Origin of the sequence: Sinomonas sp. ASV486 (assembly GCF_030908215.1) — a bacterium.
In the GTDB taxonomy this organism is placed as follows: Bacteria; Actinomycetota; Actinomycetes; order Actinomycetales; family Micrococcaceae; genus Sinomonas; species Sinomonas puerhi.
In genome coordinates, this window is record NZ_JAVFJK010000013.1 from 126280 (window position 1) to 143414 (window position 17135).

19 protein-coding genes are annotated in these 17135 nt (G+C 69.7%); 7 read left to right on the forward strand and 12 right to left on the reverse strand.

What is annotated here, in order from left to right; all coding sequences use genetic code 11:
* Nucleotides 1–219: 219 nt before the first annotated feature.
* Complete coding sequence (locus tag RBS60_RS17405; protein WP_307958069.1) at nt 220–909, reverse strand: GntR family transcriptional regulator; 690 nt, start codon at nt 907–909, stop codon at nt 220–222.
* Nucleotides 910–1297: 388 nt separating this feature from the next.
* Between RBS60_RS17405 and RBS60_RS17410 the strand changes: the two genes are divergently transcribed.
* The 4 genes from RBS60_RS17410 (at nt 1298) to proC (ending at nt 5109) form a co-directional block, all read left to right on the forward strand.
* A complete protein-coding gene (locus RBS60_RS17410) occupies nt 1298–2260 on the forward strand; it encodes an amino acid ABC transporter permease (RefSeq protein ID WP_307958068.1) in 963 nt (320 codons plus the stop codon).
* Nucleotides 2260–3066 (forward strand): amino acid ABC transporter ATP-binding protein, encoded by an 807-nt coding sequence (locus RBS60_RS17415; protein WP_307958067.1) that lies wholly within the window; start codon nt 2260–2262, stop codon nt 3064–3066. The genes RBS60_RS17410 and RBS60_RS17415 overlap by 1 nt, the downstream gene beginning before the upstream one ends.
* Nucleotides 3067–3183: 117 nt before the next feature.
* Nucleotides 3184–4155: an ABC transporter substrate-binding protein gene (locus RBS60_RS17420; protein ID WP_307958066.1), complete on the forward strand. Its 972-nt coding sequence runs from the start codon at nt 3184–3186 to the stop codon at nt 4153–4155.
* A 126-nt stretch (nt 4156–4281) separates the two neighbouring features.
* Entirely contained in the window at nt 4282–5109 is an 828-nt protein-coding gene (gene proC, locus RBS60_RS17425) for a pyrroline-5-carboxylate reductase (RefSeq protein WP_307958065.1), read from the forward strand.
* A gap of 17 nt (nt 5110–5126) precedes the next feature.
* Here the strand turns inward: proC and RBS60_RS17430 are convergent, their stop codons facing one another.
* The 4 genes from RBS60_RS17430 to RBS60_RS17445 form a co-directional block, all read right to left on the reverse strand.
* Nucleotides 5127–5948: an oxidoreductase gene (locus RBS60_RS17430; RefSeq protein WP_307958064.1), complete on the reverse strand. Its 822-nt coding sequence runs from the start codon at nt 5946–5948 to the stop codon at nt 5127–5129.
* A 179-nt stretch (nt 5949–6127) separates the two neighbouring features.
* A complete protein-coding gene (locus RBS60_RS17435) occupies nt 6128–6454 on the reverse strand; it encodes a rhodanese-like domain-containing protein (RefSeq protein ID WP_307958063.1) in 327 nt (108 codons plus the stop codon).
* Between the two features lie 65 nt (nt 6455–6519).
* Nucleotides 6520–7317 carry a sulfite exporter TauE/SafE family protein gene (locus RBS60_RS17440; protein WP_307958062.1) on the reverse strand — a complete coding sequence of 266 codons (798 nt, stop codon included), beginning with the start codon at nt 7315–7317 and terminating at the stop codon, nt 6520–6522.
* Nucleotides 7314–7619, reverse strand: coding sequence for a rhodanese-like domain-containing protein (locus RBS60_RS17445; RefSeq protein ID WP_307958061.1), 306 nt, complete (start codon nt 7617–7619; stop codon nt 7314–7316). Before RBS60_RS17445 ends, RBS60_RS17440 begins: the two co-directional genes overlap by 4 nt.
* Before the next feature lie 135 nt (nt 7620–7754).
* Between RBS60_RS17445 and RBS60_RS17450 the strand changes: the two genes are divergently transcribed.
* Entirely contained in the window at nt 7755–8012 is a 258-nt protein-coding gene (locus tag RBS60_RS17450) for a metal-sensitive transcriptional regulator (RefSeq protein WP_307958060.1), read from the forward strand.
* A 123-nt stretch (nt 8013–8135) separates the two neighbouring features.
* On the forward strand, nt 8136–9419 hold the full coding sequence (locus RBS60_RS17455) for an aminotransferase class I/II-fold pyridoxal phosphate-dependent enzyme (RefSeq protein ID WP_307958059.1): 1284 nt from the start codon (nt 8136–8138) through the stop codon (nt 9417–9419).
* 104 nt (nt 9420–9523) lie between these two features.
* Here the strand turns inward: RBS60_RS17455 and RBS60_RS17460 are convergent, their stop codons facing one another.
* The 7 genes from RBS60_RS17460 to RBS60_RS17490 all read right to left on the reverse strand — a co-directional run bounded on the left by RBS60_RS17460 (nt 9524) and on the right by RBS60_RS17490 (nt 16887).
* The gene (locus tag RBS60_RS17460) at nt 9524–10984 is read right to left on the reverse strand and encodes a DUF5129 domain-containing protein (protein ID WP_307958058.1); all 1461 of its coding nucleotides are present in this window, start codon (nt 10982–10984) and stop codon (nt 9524–9526) included.
* Nucleotides 10985–11027: 43 nt separating this feature from the next.
* A complete protein-coding gene (locus tag RBS60_RS17465) occupies nt 11028–12098 on the reverse strand; it encodes an aldo/keto reductase (protein WP_307958057.1) in 1071 nt (356 codons plus the stop codon).
* Nucleotides 12099–12236: 138 nt separating this feature from the next.
* Entirely contained in the window at nt 12237–13001 is a 765-nt protein-coding gene (locus RBS60_RS17470; RefSeq protein ID WP_307958056.1) for a maleylpyruvate isomerase family mycothiol-dependent enzyme, read from the reverse strand.
* Nucleotide 13002: 1 nt separating this feature from the next.
* Nucleotides 13003–13899, reverse strand: coding sequence for a fumarylacetoacetate hydrolase family protein (locus tag RBS60_RS17475; protein WP_307958055.1), 897 nt, complete (start codon nt 13897–13899; stop codon nt 13003–13005).
* Nucleotides 13896–15053 carry a cupin domain-containing protein gene (locus tag RBS60_RS17480; RefSeq protein WP_374049281.1) on the reverse strand — a complete coding sequence of 386 codons (1158 nt, stop codon included), beginning with the start codon at nt 15051–15053 and terminating at the stop codon, nt 13896–13898. Before RBS60_RS17480 ends, RBS60_RS17475 begins: the two co-directional genes overlap by 4 nt.
* A gap of 375 nt (nt 15054–15428) precedes the next feature.
* Nucleotides 15429–16421, reverse strand: a complete 993-nt coding sequence (locus RBS60_RS17485; RefSeq protein WP_307958054.1) for an NADPH:quinone reductase — start codon at nt 16419–16421, stop codon at nt 15429–15431.
* Between the two features lie 64 nt (nt 16422–16485).
* Nucleotides 16486–16887 carry an RNA-binding S4 domain-containing protein gene (locus RBS60_RS17490; protein WP_307958053.1) on the reverse strand — a complete coding sequence of 134 codons (402 nt, stop codon included), beginning with the start codon at nt 16885–16887 and terminating at the stop codon, nt 16486–16488.
* Between the two features lie 64 nt (nt 16888–16951).
* Here RBS60_RS17490 and RBS60_RS17495 point away from each other — a divergent pair, with 64 nt between their 5' ends.
* Nucleotides 16952–17098 (forward strand): hypothetical protein, encoded by a 147-nt coding sequence (locus tag RBS60_RS17495; protein WP_307958052.1) that lies wholly within the window; start codon nt 16952–16954, stop codon nt 17096–17098.
* Nucleotides 17099–17135: the final 37 nt, after the last annotated feature.

The following is a 17135-nucleotide window of genomic DNA, read 5'->3' on the forward strand; positions in this document are numbered from 1 at the left end:
CTTCCGTACGGTTCCCGGCCACCGGGGCCCTTCTGCATGCTAGGCACGCACGACGGCGATGGGTCAAGGTCCGCTCTCACTGTCATCGATCAGCGTAAATATGATCAAAGATCTTACATAGAATTTGATCAAAAGTGATCATCCGACGTGTATAAGCCAGACCAGATGATCGCGGAGATTCGCCCGGATCGTCGCTCGGATTGCGCGGCAGGAGGCCGCTCAAACGGCACTGGTCTGGGCAGCGAGGAGCTTCCTGATGCGGTCCGTCGCGTTGGCGAGTGAGGCGTCATTGACCGCTGCCGCGGCGACGGGGTCCCGATGTCGGGCGGCCACTATCAGGTCCTCCTGATAGCGCCACAGAGAATCGTCCCCCGCCGCGGACAGGGTTCCGTCGGCGCCCACGATCTTGTACGCGCGGCATTGCTGCCAGAGGTTGCGGATCATCCGGATGAGGAGCGGGTTGCCGGCTCTTCCGTAGAGGATCTCGAGCAGTGCCTCGTCGTGGTCGAGGAGGGCGATGACCTCATGCTCCCTGATCGCCGTGAGCATCAAGTCATACTCCGCCTGCATCCGGTCGCCGTCCTGGGCCGTGACGTGCGGTGCGCCCAAGCGTGCGGCCTCGACCTCGAGAAGCCGCCGCATGTCGTAGACATGGAGCAGCTCTTCGAGAGTGAGGGTCTTCACGACCGCGCCCTTGTGCGGCTCGCGCGCGACCATGCCGGACACCTCCAGCCGGCGGATGGCTTCCCTCACCGGCATCGCACTCGTCCCGACCTGGTCCGCCAGCTCGCGCACGGTCAGCCGGGAGCCCCCGGGCAGCTCGCCGCTGAGAATCGCCTGATGGATCGTTTCGTACACCTGATCAGTCAGGAGCACAGGCTCGACCCTCTTGGCTATGGCTATGGACATGGATCAAATATACAAACTGGGTTCCGGCCAAAGGCAAGACCCAGAGCCTCTTTGGACCACTTCTCCAGATTCTCTTGATCTTTGATCCAAAGTAGCCCACTATGAGGAAGGTCACACCGCCGACCCGGAGTCCTCTGGAGAGGCACTGATGTTCTCCCACCCGGCAGGCGGCAGTGCACCGCATACCCGACCTCCGTGGGGAGCTCCGATTCCCCAGAAGGGCAACTCCCATGAAGAACGTTGTTAGCGCACGGGGCTGCACCGTCGGCCCGTCCCCCGGTTGGAATCCCAGTCACGCGAACACGCCCGGACTCGGGCTTGGATCCGTGCACGCGAAGCCCGTCGCCACAGGCCGCTCCCGGCCCAGCCGAGGGGCCGGTGGAGACCGATGAGCACGGTCAACGACGCGCGGCCGGCCACCGAGGCGTCCGACGACATCCGGGTGGCGCATCGCGCCCACTGGGGCTGGTGGATCCTCTCTGCGCTGGTCCTCTTGTTCGCGGGCGGCATCGTCCAGATGCTGTTCACCAATCCGAACCTGCAGTGGGACGTTGTAGCGAGCTGGTTCTTCAGCCAGAGCATCGTGTTCGGTCTCCTGCGGACCCTCGAGCTGACAGTCCTGTCGATGCTCTTCGGCATCTTGCTCGGCATGCTCACCGCCGTCATGCGGCTCTCGCCGATCCGGATCCTCTCGACGGTCGCATGGTTCTACACGTGGTTCTTCCGGGGAACGCCACTCCTGGTCCAGCTGATCTTCTGGTACAACCTTGCGGCACTCTTCCCGACGATCGATGTGGGCATTCCCTTCATCGGTCCGACGATCTGGGCGGGCAACGCCAACCAGATCGTGACCCCCTTCATGGCCGCCCTCCTCGGGCTCGCACTCAACGAAGGCGCCTACATGTCCGAGATCGTCCGGGGCGGCATCCTCTCGGTGGACCAGGGCCAGCTCGAGGCCTCGGTCGCGCTCGGCATGCGCACATCACGCGCGCTGCGCCGCGTCATCCTCCCCCAGGCGATGCGCGTGATCGTGCCGCCGACGGGCAACCAGGTCATCGGCATGCTCAAGTCCACCTCGCTCGTGAGCGTGACCTCGATGCCGGAACTGCTGTACTCGGCACAGCTCGTCTACAACCGCACCTTCCAGACCATCCCGCTGCTCATCGTCGCGAGCATCTGGTACCTGATCGTCACGAGCGTCCTGAGCATCATCCAGTACTACATCGAGCGCCACTACGCCAAGGGCGGCCGCCGCGCGCTGCCGCCCACCCCGTGGGAGAAGCTCAAGCGCACGATCGCAGGAATCGTTCCCGCCCAGACCAAGTCAGCCACTGCAACCAGGAGGGCCTGATGACCGCCTCATCCACCACCCCGGCCGCCAGGCAGACCGGCGCGCGCGAGGTCGTCCTCCGGGTCACCGGACTCAAGAAGCGCTTCGGCCCCCTGGAAGTCCTCAAGGGCGTCGACCTGACCGTCGAGCGAGGCGAGGTGATGTGCATTATCGGGCCTTCGGGCTCGGGGAAGAGCACGCTGCTGCGCAGCATGAACCACCTCGAGGAGATCGACGGCGGCCGGGTCGAACTGGACGGCGAGCTCGTGGGCTACCGACAGCACGGACACAAGTACGTCACCCTGCCGGAGAAGTTCCTCGCACGCCAGCGGACCAAGATGGGCATGGTCTTCCAGTCCTTCAATCTGTTCCCGCACATGACCGTCCTGCAGAACATCATCGAGTCCCCGGTGGGGGTGCTCAAGCAGGATTCGAAGGAGGCCAAGGCCACCGCCATGGCCCTCCTCGAGAAGGTCGGCCTTGCCGAGAAGGCCCACCACTACCCCCGCCAGCTCTCAGGAGGCCAGCAGCAGCGCGTTGCGATCGCCCGTGCCCTCGCGATGAAGCCCCGCGTCATGCTGTTCGACGAGCCCACCTCCGCGCTCGACCCCGAGCTGGTCGGTGAAGTCCTCGACGTGATGAAGGACCTCGCCCGCGAGGGCCTGACGATGGTCGTGGTCACCCACGAGATGGGTTTTGCCCGGGAGGTCGCCGACTCGGTGCTCTTCATGGACGGCGGGGTCGTCGTCGAACGCGGACACCCGCACGACGTCCTGCTCAACCCCCAGATGCCCCGTACGAGGGAATTCCTCTCCAAGGTCCTCTGACCCACCCGCCGCTCCTACCCGCCCGCTCCTACCCGCCCCGCACGCACCTCCCCGGCCACGACGACGATGTCCGACCGACTCCGCACGACCGACCAGACTCACTCGAAAGGTTCTTCCATGTACCGACGCCCTTCCCTGCACGCCTCCCTCACCGTCGCGGCAGTCGCAGCCGTCGCCGCCCTGGGACTGTCCGCCTGCTCCGATCCCGGCTCGACGTCCAACGCCGGGAGCAACAGCTCGGCCAACGCCTCGGCCGCCGGCGCATCGAATGTCACCACGACGTGGGGGCTCAAGCCAGTCGACTCAGTGACGGCGCTCGTGCCGGCGGACGTCAAGGACAAAGCCATCCAGAATGGCATCTACAACGACTTCGCGCCCCAGGACTTCGAGGAGAACGGTCAGCTCGTCGGCATCCAGCCCGACATCGTCCTCGCGCTCAGCGAGGTCATGGGCGTGAAGGTGAACAACGTCTCTGTCGGCACGTTCGACTCGCTCATTCCGGGCCTCAGCAGCGGCCGGTATGACATCTCGTCTGCCGACTTCGGCGTCACCAAGCCCCGCCTCGCCCAGGTCGACTTCGTGTCGGAGTTCGCCGTCGGCACCTCCTTCGCCTCGAAGACCGGAAGCGGCATCACCGTGGAGAGTGCCACCGACCTGTGCGGCCACTCGGTCGGCGTCCTCTCCGGCTCCTACTTCATCGACCAGGTCAACCAGGCCAGCGCCGACTGTGCCAAGGCCGGCAAGGCGGCCGTCACGCTGCAGACCTATCCCGACGACGGCGCGCGGCTCCTCGCCGTCTCCAACGGCCGCAGCGAGCTCACCGCCACCACGACCGACGCCATGGCCTACGCGATCAAGTCCCAGAGCCTCCCGCTCACCCTCCAGAAGTTCGTCTACCAGCCGCTCGAACTGGGCATCGCCCTGAAGAAGGGCAGCACCCTCGGCCCGGCGATGCAGGCAGCGATGAAGGAGATCGTCAGCAACGGAACCTACGCCAAGATCCTGAAGAAGTGGGGCGTCAGCGACATCGCGTACGGCTCCGCCGACAAGGTCACGCTGTACACGAACGCCTCCCAGCTGCCCGGCTGATCCAGGCCCCGCACCCATCACGTCCCGTACCACCACGGACGCTGACCCATCCCCTGTCCCTGCGTCCCGCATCCCCGCTCCCGGATGCGGGGCGCAGGCATGATCGTGAGGAACACCTTGGCTGCAATGGATCACCTTGCCTTCCTCGGGTGCGGATCGATGAACGAGGCCATCCTGGCCGGACTCCTCGCCGCAGGCCTCCCGAAGGAGGGCGCCACCGCCACCGTCCGGCGACGCGGGCGCGCCGAGGAGCTGGCAAGCCGCTACGGGGTCACCGTCCTCGCGGCGGACGACACCTCTGACGCGAACCGGCGGGCCGTGCGCGATGCGTCGCTCGTGATCATCGGGGTCCGGCCCGTCGACGTGTCAGCGCTCGCGACCGAGATCGCCCCGGCTCTGCCCCGCTCGGCCGTGGTCGTGAGCGTGGCGGCGGCGGTGACGATCGGCCAGCTCGAGCATCTGCTGCCGCCGGGTCAGCCCGTGGTCCGTGTGCTGCCGAACAGCCCTTCGCGTCTCGGCAGCGGTGTGATCGCCGTCTGCGGGGGCACGGGCGCCTCCCGGGAGCAGGTCGACCACGTGAAGGGGCTGCTCGCGGCTCTGGGGCTGGTCGTCGAGGTACCGGAGGAGCACATCGACGTGGTGAGCGCCGTGAGCGGATCCGGTCCCGCCTACGCGTTCTATCTGGCTGTGGCGATGGCCGACGCCGGCACCCGGCTGGGGCTCGATCGCGGCCTCGCGGCCGACATCGCCCGCCAGACGCTTGTCGGCGCGGGCCGCCTGCTGGCCGAACCGGGTGCCGATCCCGCGGTGCTCCTCGGTCCCTTCGTTGGCCCGGACACGACGACCGGGGGAGCGATCGACGTCTTCGACGAGCGCGGCCTGGGCACCATCATCGCCGATGGTGTGCGCGCGGCCCACGAGCGCTCAGAGGCGCTCGCCCGCAGGCTCGGCTGAACGACGTCCCGAACCGGTCAGTGCCGGTAGATGGCGCGCACCAAGAGGTCGAACGCGCGATCGGGGAGGATTCGCCGGAGCGCCATGAGGAACTTGGCGCCGCGGCCGACCGGGTATCGTGGGGCCGGCCTCCGGGACTGCACGGCATGGAGGATCGTGTCCGCGACGACTGCGGGCGGCGAGCCCACCCCCGGGCGGTCTGCGGTCTGGAGGACGCCGGCCACCCGGCGTGCCGAGTTCGCGTACGGGCCACCTGCGGAGGCCGCCAGAAGCGTGGTCTGGGCGATCCCGCTCCACTCGGACAGTATCGGGCCCGGCTGGATCACGACCACCCTGATGCCGAACTTCCGCAGCTCGATCCGCAGCGAGTCGGAGAGCCCCTCCACAGCGAACTTCGTCGCGTGGTACCAGGATCCGAGCGGCTCGTAGAACTTCCCGCCGATCGAGGAGACGTTCACGATGGTCCCGGAGCGTCGCTCGCGCATGCCCGGCAGGAGAAGCTGGGTGAGGCGCGCAAGCCCGAAGACGTTGACGTCGAACTGGCGGCGCGCCTCATCGATCGGGACGTCCTCGAGGGCGCCGAACGACCCGTACCCGGCGTTGTTCACGAGGACGTCGACGCGCCCGGCCTCCGCGAGGACCTTGCGGACGCCGTCGGTGAGCGAGGCGTCATCGGTGACGTCGAGCGCGAGGATGCGGGCGCCGTCGTGCGCGAGGCCCTCCATCCGCTCGACCCTGCGTGCCGCCGCGTAGACGGTGTACCCCGCGCCCAGGAGGGAGCGGACGGTGGCCTCGCCGATCCCGCTCGACGCGCCCGTGACAAGAGCAACCTGCTGCATGGCGCCCACGCTACCCTGCGGCTGCACCCGACGGAGCCGCCGCCGCGCGTGGACCGATGCTGGGACAAGGAAACCCCGCCGAGTATCGGGACATGGTGGGAAGGGGGGAGCCCACCATGCCCCGATACCCTGCGGGGTGTTCCGAGTTTACCCAACGGCTGCTGGGAAAACCATGGCTTTCAGTCGAGGCCGGCCGCGCGCCATGCGCCCATGCCGCCGCGCACCGAGTAGGCCGTGATGCCCGCAGCCGCGAGCTGACGGGCCGCAGCGGCCGAGCGGATGCCGGACGCACAAATGGCGACGACGGGGCGGTCCTTGCGCAGGCCGGTGATCCGTGTCGGGAGCGCGTCGAGAGGCATGTGGTGGGCGCGGCGTGCGTGGCCGAGGCGCCACTCGGCCGGCGTGCGGACGTCGGCGAGGACGGCTCCCTCGCGGACGAGGTCCTGGGCCTGCTGCGCGGAGACGGTGGCGTACGGCTTGGCGAAGAGCTTGCTGAGGAATCCCATGGCGGACCTTTCGGGTGGGTGGAGTGTGGAGTGTAAGGACGGGGCTGTGCGGTGGGGGCAGCGGCTCAGATGGCCAGCAGTCCGGTGGTGCCGACGATCGCGGTTCCCATGCCCACCGCGGACAGCAGGACCACGAAGGCCCGCTGGAGGATGTTGGGCGGAAGCCTGCGGCCGAGACGGGCTGCGACCAGGGAACCGACAATCGCGGCCGCGGCCAGGAACACGACGGGCACACCGGTGCCAGCCGGCTGGAAGAGCTGCGCCCCGTGCTGGCTGAGCCCCGCGATCGAGTTGACCGCAATGACGGGCAACGACGTCGCCGCGGCGGCCCGCAGCGGCATCCTCAGGGCAATCAGCAGCACGGGCGTCAGGAGGAAGCCGCCGCCCACGCCGAGCAGACCGGTCAGGAAGCCGACGGCGATGGCGGCGAGGGCGCTGGGCGCCCAGCAGCGCAGCCGCTCCGCGGCGCTCCCTGTCGAGCAGGTGAGCTCGCCCTCCGCCGTGGGCTTGCGCCGGTACGACGCGACCGCTGCCGCCACGGCGAGCGCAGCCACGCCGAGGAGCAGGTACGGTCCGGGGATTCCGCGGCCGACGGCGGCACCGGCCATCGCAGCCGGCGCACCGAGGACGGCGAACGTGGCCGCGATGCCCCAGCGCGTGTGCCGGGCCGCCCCGCCGATGAGGGCGACCACGGCGGCGGATGCGACGACGAGCAGCGACGCGGCAACGGCGTCGTGCGGCTCGAGACCGAGGAGGACGAACGCCGGGACGGCAAGGATGCCCCCTCCCGAGCCGAAGAGACCGATCACGGACCCGACCGCCAGTGCGGCGAGGACGGGGAGTGCGGCGGCGAGCACCGTCACGCCGGGAACACGAGCGGGCGGCCCTCGGCCTGCCACTGCATCATGCCGCCAGCCACGCTGACGACGTCGTAGCCGAGCTGCCCGAGGGCCTCGGCAACGCGTCCGCTGCGGTTGCCGGAGCGGCACACGACGTGGACCGGCCGCGACTTGTCGATCTCGTCCAGACGACCGGGGATCTGGCCCATCGGGATGTGGCGCGCGCCCGGGATCATGCCGTCGGCGACCTCGAAGTCCTCACGGACGTCGATGATCTGGACGGTGTCGGCGGCTTCCGCCGTCTGGGCGGTGGTGGTCTCGATCATGCGTGGCTCCTGGGAGGGGTCCGGTCAATCTGTGCGTGATTCGAGTATCCAATACCCCTAGGGGTATGTCAAAATACCCAGAGGGGTACACTGGAACGTGCCTCTCGGGGCACCCAACCACAGAAGGAAGAACCCATGAACGTGGAACCCGAGTCCATGAAGGCGGCCATCAACCGGCTCAAGCGTGCGCAGGGACAGCTCAATGCCGTAGTCCGCATGCTCGAAGAGGGCCAGGACTGCAAGTCGATCATCACCCAGCTCTCCGCGGTCTCGAGCGCCGTGGACAAGGCTGGCTTCGCGATCATCGCCACGAACCTGCAGCAGTGCCTCACCAACCCCGAGCGCGGCGGCGATGTGGCCGAGCTCGAGAAGATGTTCCTTAGCCTGGCCTGAGCCTCTGCTGGCTCTCTGCCATCCGGCAATTGTCGGCCAACCGTGGGTACAGACGGCCGGGACCCACGGTCAGCCGACCATCGCTGGGGTAGCGGAGCCGAACGGCGTGAGAGGCTGGTGCGCATGAGCCTCCGCCGCCTCGCCGCCTCGTCCCGCTCCCAGGTGCCGCCGTTCGCGGTCATGGACATCCTGGCCCGCGTCGACGCGCTGCGGGCCGAGGGACGCGACGTCGTGAGCCTGTGCGCGGGGGAGCCCTCGGCCGGGGCCCCGGGTGCGGTCTCGGCACGGGCTGCCGAGATCCATGCCTCCGGCAGGCCCCTCACGTACACCCCCGCCCTCGGCACCGCGGAACTGCGTGCTGCGATCGCGGGGCACTACCGCCGCTGGTACGGCCTCGACGTCGATCCCGGGCAGGTCGCGGTGACCACGGGCTCCTCCGGGGCGTTCATGCTCTCGTTCCTCGCGGCCTTCGAGGCCGGCGACCGCGTGGCGCTCGCCCGTCCGGGCTACCCCGCGTACCGGAACATCCTCGCGGCGCTCGGGTGCGAGGTCGTGGAGGTCGACGCCGGCCCCGAGACCCGCTACCAGCCCACCCCCGCGATGCTCGACGCCGCGGCCTCCGAACGCGGGCCGCTCGCCGGCGTCGTCCTCGCCTCCCCCGCCAACCCGACCGGGACCATGGTCAGCCGCGCGGAGCTCGCGGCCCTGACGGACTGGTGCGCGGCGAACGGGGCGCGGCTCGTGAGCGACGAGATCTACCACGGCATCACGTACGCCGGCGCGGATCCGGCGGATCCGGCGGATCCCGCGGATCCCGCGGATCCCGTCGATCCCGTCGATTCCGTCGATTCCGTCACCGGCGACGAGCACAGCACCCGCGGGGTGTGCGCGTGGGAGCTGGACCGGGAGGCGATCGTGATCTCGAGCTTCTCGAAGTACTGGGGCATGACGGGGTGGCGGCTCGGCTGGATGCTGGTGCCGAAGGAGCTGGTGAGCGCGGTGGACGCGCTGGCCGGCAACGTGGCGCTGTGCCCGCCGGCACCGTCGCAGCTCGCGGCAGTGGAGGCCTTCACCCCGGATTCGTACACCCAGGCCGACGCGTGGGTCGCCGGGTACGCCCAGACGCGCCAGACGCTGCTCGACGCGCTTCCGGCCCTCGGCTGGGGCCCGGCCGCCCCTGCGGACGGCGCGTTCTACCTGTATGCCGAGCTCGGCGCCCAGCTCGAACGGTTTGGGGACTCGCGGGAATACTGCCGCGCACTGCTCGAGGCGGAGGGCGTGGCCCTCGTTCCGGGCACAGACTTCGACGCCGTCCACGGCGGGCGTGCGGTCCGGCTTTCCTTCGCGGCCGGGCAGGTGGCAGTCGAGTCAGCGATCGAGCGGATCCTGCGCTTCCAGAGGGCGTAGGCCCGCTGGGAGCTCGGCTGCTCGGTCTCCGGGCGCTCCGATTCGGCACCGGATCGGTGCCGGACCCGCGGCAGAGGTCGGGCTCAGGATCCGCGCTCCGCTGCTCAGAAGCCGGACGAGCTCCCCGAGCCCGAGAAGCTCCCTCCGCTGCCGCCGTAGCCCGTGGTCGAGGATGACCGTGCCGAGTCCACGGCGGAGTAGCCCGAGTTGATCCCGCTGCTGAAGCTCACAATGCTGATCACGGGCAGCTGCGGGTACGCGACGTCGAGGATGCTGCCCTGGGTGCGGTGCGTGGTCCTCCACGTCTGCCTCGACGCGTCGAGCTTCTGGCGCATGAGATCCCGCTCTTTGTCGGTCTTCGCGTGGTCGCGGATCACCGCCTCGGCGTGGAGGTCGAGGGCCTCGCCGAGGCGCTCTCGGACGCGCTTGAGCCCGTCGAGGGCGCCCTCCGGCATCACGGAACGGTCCTCGAGGCCTGCACCGAGCCGCTCGAGGTCCGCACGTGCGCGGGTGGCCTCAGCGCGGACCGCCTCTGCGGTCTCGGGCGAACCGGCGGTGTGCTTCGCCCGGAGCATGCCGTCGATCCCGTCCAGCTGGTCCGTCAGCTCCGCCGTCTGATTGCGCCAGGCCGCACGCCACCGCGAGTCCATCGTGAGGATCGAGTTCGTGTCGGCGATCGCATCGTCGAGGCCGTCGAGGGTCTCCGCGATCTCCTCATAGCGCCGTGCCTCCTTGACGTACTTCGAGGTTGAGCGCTCCCTGGGCCGAAGGCCCGTGAGCTGGTCCCTCAGCTCGGTCGCCTCCCGATGCTGTGCCCTGAAGCTGTGCCAGCGCTCGAGGACTAGGCCGCCGTACGAAGACGATTCCGGAATGGTCGAGGCATTGAGTTCGGTCTCGTCGAGCTTGAGCGTCACGGACGAGTACGAGCGATCGCCCGCTTCCAGGGCCAGGGCGAACTTCCTCCGCCGCCAGCCCCGTACCCCGATCCAGGTGCCGACGCCGCCGAGGACCACGAGCCCGACAGCCCCTTCGGTGATGAAGGCGGCCGGAGAGAGGTACCACGGCCGCCCAATCCGGGACGCGGCAGACTTCACCCCGGCGATCGTCCCATCGGTCCACTGGGCCGTCCGGAACAGGTCCTTCGTATCGTCCTGGATCGCCTTCTCCTGGCCCGGGCCCACCTTGCGATCCTCGCCGAAGTATGTCCCGACCTTCCGGCCGGTGGTGTCGAGGGCGAAGATGAACAGCCCGTCGGCCCACTTCTGCCCGTCCGCACTGATCCACTCAGGGTGGTTCGCCCGTGCGAACTGCAGCACGGCCTCGTTGAGGTTGTCACTGGCCTGTCCTGCACGCGTGAACACGACAACCTTGGTGGGCACATAGAACGAGATCCCGGCGAGCGCGGGATCAAGCTGCGGTCGGTACAGTGCGCCGGCCGTGTCCTCGACCACCACCTCGCTCGGCGACACGGCGAGCGCGGCAGGCGGGGCCAAGCCTCCGAGCACAGAGGCGAGAACCGCACCGGCGAACATAACAGCCGCGGCGAGCCCCGACAGCAACTTCATGGCGTTCCCCCGGTTGAGCGCGGCCCGTGGTGAGCCGACAACGTCAGCCTAGGCACCGCCGTCGTGCGTCCGCATCGGCCCTTGGGCCTATGTGGACAACTCTCCAATGCGGCGCTAGGAGACCGGGAACTCCTCGGTGTCCACGTCGGCCTGCGCGGCAGCCGAGTAGCGCCCGCCGGCAACCGTTCCCTCGTTGACGAGCTCGTCGACGCGCGAGGACGTCCGCCGAAAGCTCGAGCGAACCGGCCGCGAAGTCCTCGTTGAGGTGGGCGGAGCTGCGCGTGCCGGGCAGCGCGATCACGTGCTCGCCGCGGGAAAGGACCCAGGCGATCGCGAGCTGCGCGGGCGAGCACCCGGCGTCGTCCGCGAGGGCGCCGAAGAGGTCGAGGAGCGCGAGGTTCGCAGGCCAGTGCTCGGCGTCGAACCGCGGCATCGAGCGGCGCAGGTCCCAGTCCGGCAGCCCGGACGGATCCCGCAGCACGCCGCCGAAGGCGCCCCGGCCCACGGGGCTGAACGCGACGAACGCGATGCCGAGTTCACGGCAGGCCTCGAGCGTGCCGAGCTCCGGGTTGCGGGTCCATGGCGAGTACTCGCTCTGCAGCGCGGCGATGGGGTACTCGGCGTGGCCGCGGCGCAGCACGTCGGTACCAATCTCGGAGAGGCCGACGGCGCCGATCTTGCCTTCGCGGACGAGCCCCCCGAGGGCTCCGACCGACTCCTCGATGGGGACGGTCCGGTCCCACCGGTGCAGGTAGTACAGGTCAATCCGGTCCGTCCGCAGCCGGCGCAGCGAGGCGTCGACGTGCGCACGGAGGGTTTCGGGCCGGCCGTCGATCACGCGGCGCCCCTCTGCTGAGGACATGCCGCCTTTGGAGGCGAGGAAGAACTCCCCGCGGCGGGACGCGAGCGTCTCCCCGAGGAGTATCTCGTTGGCCGTGGCGCCGTAGATGGTGGCGGTGTCGAAATGGGTGACGCCCTCGTCCAAGGCGTGGAGCAGGAGCTTGGCGGCGTCCTCGCGGGACGGAAGCGGGCCGTAGGCCTGGTTGAGGTTCATCCAGCCGAAGCCGACGGGGCCCACGTTCGTTCCGGCAATCGTGCGGGGAGTCAAGGTCATCCCCCGATCCTCCCATGGCAACCGTGAGGCCTGTGCGCCAGGCAGCACGCCCATGGCGCACGTGTGGCCGGCCCGCGGCTGCGCGGAGGGAGGCTCAGCCTCGAACGAGCGCCTCACCGTGAACGCTAGCGCGGATGCTCAGATCCAGCGAGGAGGCATGGGGACCTCTGCGAGCAGTGCGCCGTCGCGCGTCGCGGTGAGCGGCTGGCCTGGTTCGGTGCCGCGGCCGGCGGCCCAGCGGGCGACGGCGGCGAGCGGCCCGGTCACGACGGTCCCTGGCGCGTCGGGGTCGCCGAGGGTGAGCCCGTCCTCGGCGCCGAGGACGCGCACGGCGAGCCCGGCGGTCTCGGCGCGCTTCTCCCACGCTCCCCAGATGTCCCCGATCAGGCGGCGGAGCACCCCAGTGGGGATGTCCGCGAAGCGGGCGCCGTTGTCCAGGTCGACCGCGTGCAGCCATACCTCGCGGGTGCGCATCCACACGGTCTCGGACACGGGCACTGTCCGGCCCTGGGCGGTGCGGACCTCCTCGCCCCACCGGGCGTCGGGGAGGTCGCGCCACTCGACCGAGAGGTGGATCGCGGAGTGGTCGTACAGGTTGAGCAGCGCTGTGGGGGGCAGAGTCGCTCCGAACTCGATCTCCTCGTTCCGCGCCTCGGGCGAGGGGTACATCGGGGTCTCGATCCCGGTGGCGGCCCACTCGACGAGACGGGCGACGGCGCGGGCGTTGTAGCCCACGTGCGCGATGACGTGGCGGCGGGACCAGCCCGGCAGCAGGGACGGCTCGTCCGTGTCGGTGTAGGCGAGCTCGTTGAGCTTGCGGGCGAAGAACGCCGTGCCGCGCCGGACCGTGAGCAGCCCGGCGCGGGTCTCGGCGTCTGTCACGAGGTCGTGGCGGGCAACCATCTCAGGCGTTTCCGGAGGAGGCCGCCGCGAGATCGACGCCGGCTGGCAGCACCCCGGGCACGGCCGGACCCGCGGCCTGGGCGCGGGCGACGTTGCGGAGCTGCCCGATGCCCTCGATCGCCACGGTGACCGTCTGCCCGTCGGTGAGGTACACCTCGGGGGTGCGGGCGCGGCCCACACCGCCGGTGGTGCCGGTCAGGATGAGGTCCCCCGGGTTGAGGGTGATCATCTCGGAGATGTAGGAGACGAGGTATTCCGGCGTGAACACGAGGTCCCCGATGGACCCGGTCTGCATCCTGGCCCCGTCGACCTCGGTCGTGATCGCCGCGTCCGCGCCGAGCTCCTCCGGGGTGACCATGACGGGCCCGACCGGGGTGGAGGCCTCCCACATCTTGCCCTGGAGCCACTCCTTGGTGCGGAACTGGTACGTGCGCATCGAGATGTCGTTCGCCGCGGTGTACCCGGCGATGTACCCGGCCGCTTCGGCCTCGGGCACGCGGCGGGCCCGCTTGCCGATCACAACGACGAGCTCGGCCTCCCAGTCGATCGCGGGGTCCGCGGCGGGCAGCTCGATGTCGTCGTAGGGGCCGGTGAGGGTTTCGGCGAACTTCGCGAACAGTGTCGGGTGCGCGGGAAGGCCCCGGCCCATCTCCTTGATGTGCGAGGCGTAGTTCAGGCCCACGCACACCACCTTGGACGGGGCGGGGACCACGGCGGCGAGGTCGGCGCCCTGCACGGGGTGCCGCGCGCCGTCGGCCGCCGCCGCGATGTCCTTCCAGCCGGGCGCGGCCAGGAGCGCACCCAGGTCCGCGTACCCGGTCACTTCGACGAATGCGTCCCCGTCCTGGCGGGCGGCAGCGGTTGCCCCGGAGGGCAGGCGGAGGGTTGTGACCTTCACTGGTGCTGGTCCTTCGTGGTCGTCTGGCCTTCGATGAAGGTGCGGTTCAGGTGCAGGCGCTCGAAGATCGGCTGGTCGCCGAACGTGAACAGGTCGAACTGGGTCTCGGCCTCGATGGACCACGCGGCCCACGAGGGGACCACGATCATGTCGCCCTTCGTCACGGTGGTCCGCTCGCCGTTGAGCACGAACGCGCCCTGGCCCTCGAAGACCTGGTACACGCTCGAGCCGACCTCGCGGGTCGTGCGTGTCGCGACGCCGGGGCGGAGCCGGTGGAACTCGGCGCGGATCGTGGGGATGACGTCCCCGCCCGTGGTCGGGTTGGCGTAGCGGACTGCGGCGTGGCCCTGGCCCACCGTGGCCGGGTAGCCCTCGTCCTCGAGCGCGAGCTGCTCGGTCAGGGCCCGGTCGGTGTACTCCCACCGGTAGGCCCCGATCGGGGTCGCCGGGGTGTTCTCGAGCCGCGAGAGCGGCCGCAGGCCCGGGTGGCACCAGAGCCGCTCCGAGCGCGAGATGTCCGGGGTGGCCTCATCGGTCACCCGCTCGGTGCCGAACTCGAAGAAGCCCGCGTCCATGCCGCGCACGAACGGGATGTCCAACCCGTCGATCCACGCCATCGGCGCATCGGTGTCGTTGTGGTGGCCGTGGAAGTTCCACCCCGGCTGCGGCAGGAAGTCACCGCGGGACATGCGCACCGGGTCGCCGTTCACCACGGTCCACACGCCCTCGCCCTCCACCACGAACCGGAACGCGTTCTGCGAATGCCGGTGCTCGGGGGCAACCTCGTGGCCGCCGAGGTACTGGACCGCGGCCCACAGGGTCGGGGTCGCATAGGGAAGCCCACCCAGGCCCGGGTTCGCCAGGGCGATCGCGCGACGCTCCCCGCCCCGGCCCACCGGCACCAGATCCCCGGCGCGGGCGGCCAGCGGAAGGATCGTGTCCCACCGCCACACGTGTGGCACCGCCGCCGGAGACGGGACCATCGGCATCAGCTCGTCGATCTGCGTCCACAGCGGAACCATGTTCTCCCGCGACATCGTCGCGTACATCGCCGCCAGCTCCGCCGCCTCCCCAGGGGTCAGCTCGGACGCGACCATCACGTTCTTGACTGACTCGTGCGATGTCTCACGGGTCGTCTCTGGGAACGCGCTCATCATGGCCTCCTCGCCATTGAAGTTCTTGGCTCCGCTTCGAGGCTATGGGCGACGCTCACGGTTCGGCACTGATTTCTGCCCTGCGGAAGGTGTCCGGACGCGCCTACCGCGCCGGCTCGACCCTGCCGGAGACCTCGCCGAACGAGACGGTGGTCCCGCCAGGCCCCGGCGCGGTCGCCGCCATCGTCACGGTCTGGCCGTCCTCGAGGAACGTCATGGACCCTTCTGGGCGGGCATCCTGGCGGTCGCTGCGGTGACCACGGCCTTCAGCCCCGAGGGCAAGGACGGGCCATCGACTGAGGGCCTCGGCCTGCAGCTTTCGGGCGGACGGGTGGGGACCCTAGTGCTCCCCACCCGGCCTTGACCAGGCTCAGTTCACGGGACCACCAGCACCCGGCCACGGACGTCTCCGGATTCCAACGCCTCGTGGGCTTTGGCCGCATCGGCGAGGCGGAACGTTGCCCCGACCCGGGACACGAGGCCGCCTTCAGCCAGAAGGCTGTTGATAACCCTCGCCGCACCGGCCAGGTCCGAGACCGAGGCGTTGCTGATGGCGAATCCGCAGAGCTTGGCGTCCCGGGTGTACAGGGCACCCACGGGCAGAATCGGGGCTGCAGCCATGCCTGCCATCATGATCACGCGCGCGCCCTGGCGAAGGAGAGGCAGCGTCACCTCGAAGTCGTGGTGCCCGCTGTTGTCCCACCAGACATCAACGCCGGCAGGTGCGGCATGGCCGATCTTCACGGCGAGGTCCGGGTCCCGGTAGTCCAGCGTGACGTCCGCCCCGAGCGACCGGCACCACTCGCCGTCGTCCGCTGACGCCGAGGTGACCACGTGGGCACCCATGGCCCTCGCGAGCTGGATGGTCGCGCTCCCGACCGCGCCGCCGCCCCCGGCGATGAACACCGTCTCGCCGGGCTGCAGCGCTGCCTCCCGCACGAGGCCGATGTGTGCGGTTGCCGTGGCATGCAGCACGGGCGCCGCGTCGGAGGGGTCCACGCCGTCGGGCAAAGTGTAGAGCCGGTCGGCGCCGACCACCGCGTACTCGGAGAACGCACCCTGCCGCCCTGCGTGGCCCAGACTGTTGGTCCAGACGCGGTCCCCCGGGGAGAAGCCGACCACGCCCGGGCCTGTTGCCTCGACGGTGCCCACGAGGTCCCGGCCGATCACGAAGGGGAACGGCGTCTTGGTCTGGTACGCGCCGGACCGCACGAACAGGTCCACGTGGTTGACGGCGCTGGCCTCCATCCGCACGAGCAAGTCCGTCGGCCCCGCGTCCGGAACGGGCAGCCGCCCAACCTCGATCTTCTCCGCACCGCCGAGCTCACGTACAAACGCCGCCTGCATCGTCTGGGCTGCGCGCACCATCGCATCCTCCTTGTTGCCGTGCCTCGGTTCTTTCGGAGCATTCGGCGCTCTGCGGGGTTCACCCTCAGTCGCCGTGGGTCTCCCCCCGCAGCCTCTCCATCTCCCGCCGGTCCTTCTTGGTGGGCCGACCGGCCCCGCGATCCCGCTGCGGGAGGCCCAGGAACGGCGCGGGCGGCCGCTCGGGCGTGTGGTCGGTGTAGCACCGCGACGCGGCCTCGGCGCCGACGCGCTTGACGATCAGCACGTGCACCTCAAGGAGGCGCTCGAACCCGGGCTGGCGCACGCCGACGGTGTCGCCGGGGACCACCGTCTGTGACGCCTTGACCGGGTTCCCGTTGAGCCGCACATGCCCCGCACGGCACGCGGCGGTCGCGGCAGAGCGGGTCTTGAACGCTCGCACGGCCCAGAGCCAGGAGTCGATCCTGACGGCTGATGATGACGGGGCAGGTGCATTCGGAGGGGGCATGGTGCCAAGCATCTTACCGGCGTATTGTCGTGTGAATCGGGGGGATGACCAAAGGAGTTCTGACATGCCTGACAAGCAGCCTCACCAGCCTGAAGCCCACAAAAAGCCTTCAAAGTCGCTCAAGGAGCAGCGCGCGGCGAAGAAGGCCAGGAGGGCCATCACGCTCGACGCCGATCCCGTGGCGCACCTGCGCAAGCCGCGCAGCAAGTAGTATCGAAGAGCAACTGAAGCGCACGACGCCGGCGAGG

Excerpts from the sequence above, each read along its gene's own strand:
- RBS60_RS17470 (WP_307958056.1), bottom strand. The coding sequence starts at position 13,001 with ATGGTTGCCCGCCACGACCTCGTGACAGACGCCGAGACCCGCGCCGGG.
- RBS60_RS17465 (WP_307958057.1), bottom strand. The coding sequence starts at position 12,098 with ATGACCTTGACTCCCCGCACGATTGCCGGAACGAACGTGGGCCCCGTC.
- RBS60_RS17445 (WP_307958061.1), bottom strand. The coding sequence starts at position 7,619 with ATGATCGAGACCACCACCGCCCAGACGGCGGAAGCCGCCGACACCGTC.
- RBS60_RS17430 (WP_307958064.1), bottom strand. The coding sequence starts at position 5,948 with ATGCAGCAGGTTGCTCTTGTCACGGGCGCGTCGAGCGGGATCGGCGAG.
- RBS60_RS17415 (WP_307958067.1), top strand. The coding sequence starts at position 2,260 with ATGACCGCCTCATCCACCACCCCGGCCGCCAGGCAGACCGGCGCGCGC.
- RBS60_RS17485 (WP_307958054.1), bottom strand. The coding sequence starts at position 16,421 with ATGGTGCGCGCAGCCCAGACGATGCAGGCGGCGTTTGTACGTGAGCTC.
- proC (WP_307958065.1), top strand. The coding sequence starts at position 4,282 with ATGGATCACCTTGCCTTCCTCGGGTGCGGATCGATGAACGAGGCCATC.
- RBS60_RS17410 (WP_307958068.1), top strand. The coding sequence starts at position 1,298 with ATGAGCACGGTCAACGACGCGCGGCCGGCCACCGAGGCGTCCGACGAC.
- RBS60_RS17450 (WP_307958060.1), top strand. The coding sequence starts at position 7,755 with ATGAACGTGGAACCCGAGTCCATGAAGGCGGCCATCAACCGGCTCAAG.
- RBS60_RS17420 (WP_307958066.1), top strand. The coding sequence starts at position 3,184 with ATGTACCGACGCCCTTCCCTGCACGCCTCCCTCACCGTCGCGGCAGTC.
- RBS60_RS17405 (WP_307958069.1), bottom strand. The coding sequence starts at position 909 with ATGTCCATAGCCATAGCCAAGAGGGTCGAGCCTGTGCTCCTGACTGAT.
- RBS60_RS17480 (WP_374049281.1), bottom strand. The coding sequence starts at position 15,053 with ATGAGCGCGTTCCCAGAGACGACCCGTGAGACATCGCACGAGTCAGTC.
- RBS60_RS17435 (WP_307958063.1), bottom strand. The coding sequence starts at position 6,454 with ATGGGATTCCTCAGCAAGCTCTTCGCCAAGCCGTACGCCACCGTCTCC.
- RBS60_RS17490 (WP_307958053.1), bottom strand. The coding sequence starts at position 16,887 with ATGCCCCCTCCGAATGCACCTGCCCCGTCATCATCAGCCGTCAGGATC.
- RBS60_RS17460 (WP_307958058.1), bottom strand. The coding sequence starts at position 10,984 with ATGAAGTTGCTGTCGGGGCTCGCCGCGGCTGTTATGTTCGCCGGTGCG.
- RBS60_RS17455 (WP_307958059.1), top strand. The coding sequence starts at position 8,136 with ATGAGCCTCCGCCGCCTCGCCGCCTCGTCCCGCTCCCAGGTGCCGCCG.
- RBS60_RS17495 (WP_307958052.1), top strand. The coding sequence starts at position 16,952 with ATGCCTGACAAGCAGCCTCACCAGCCTGAAGCCCACAAAAAGCCTTCA.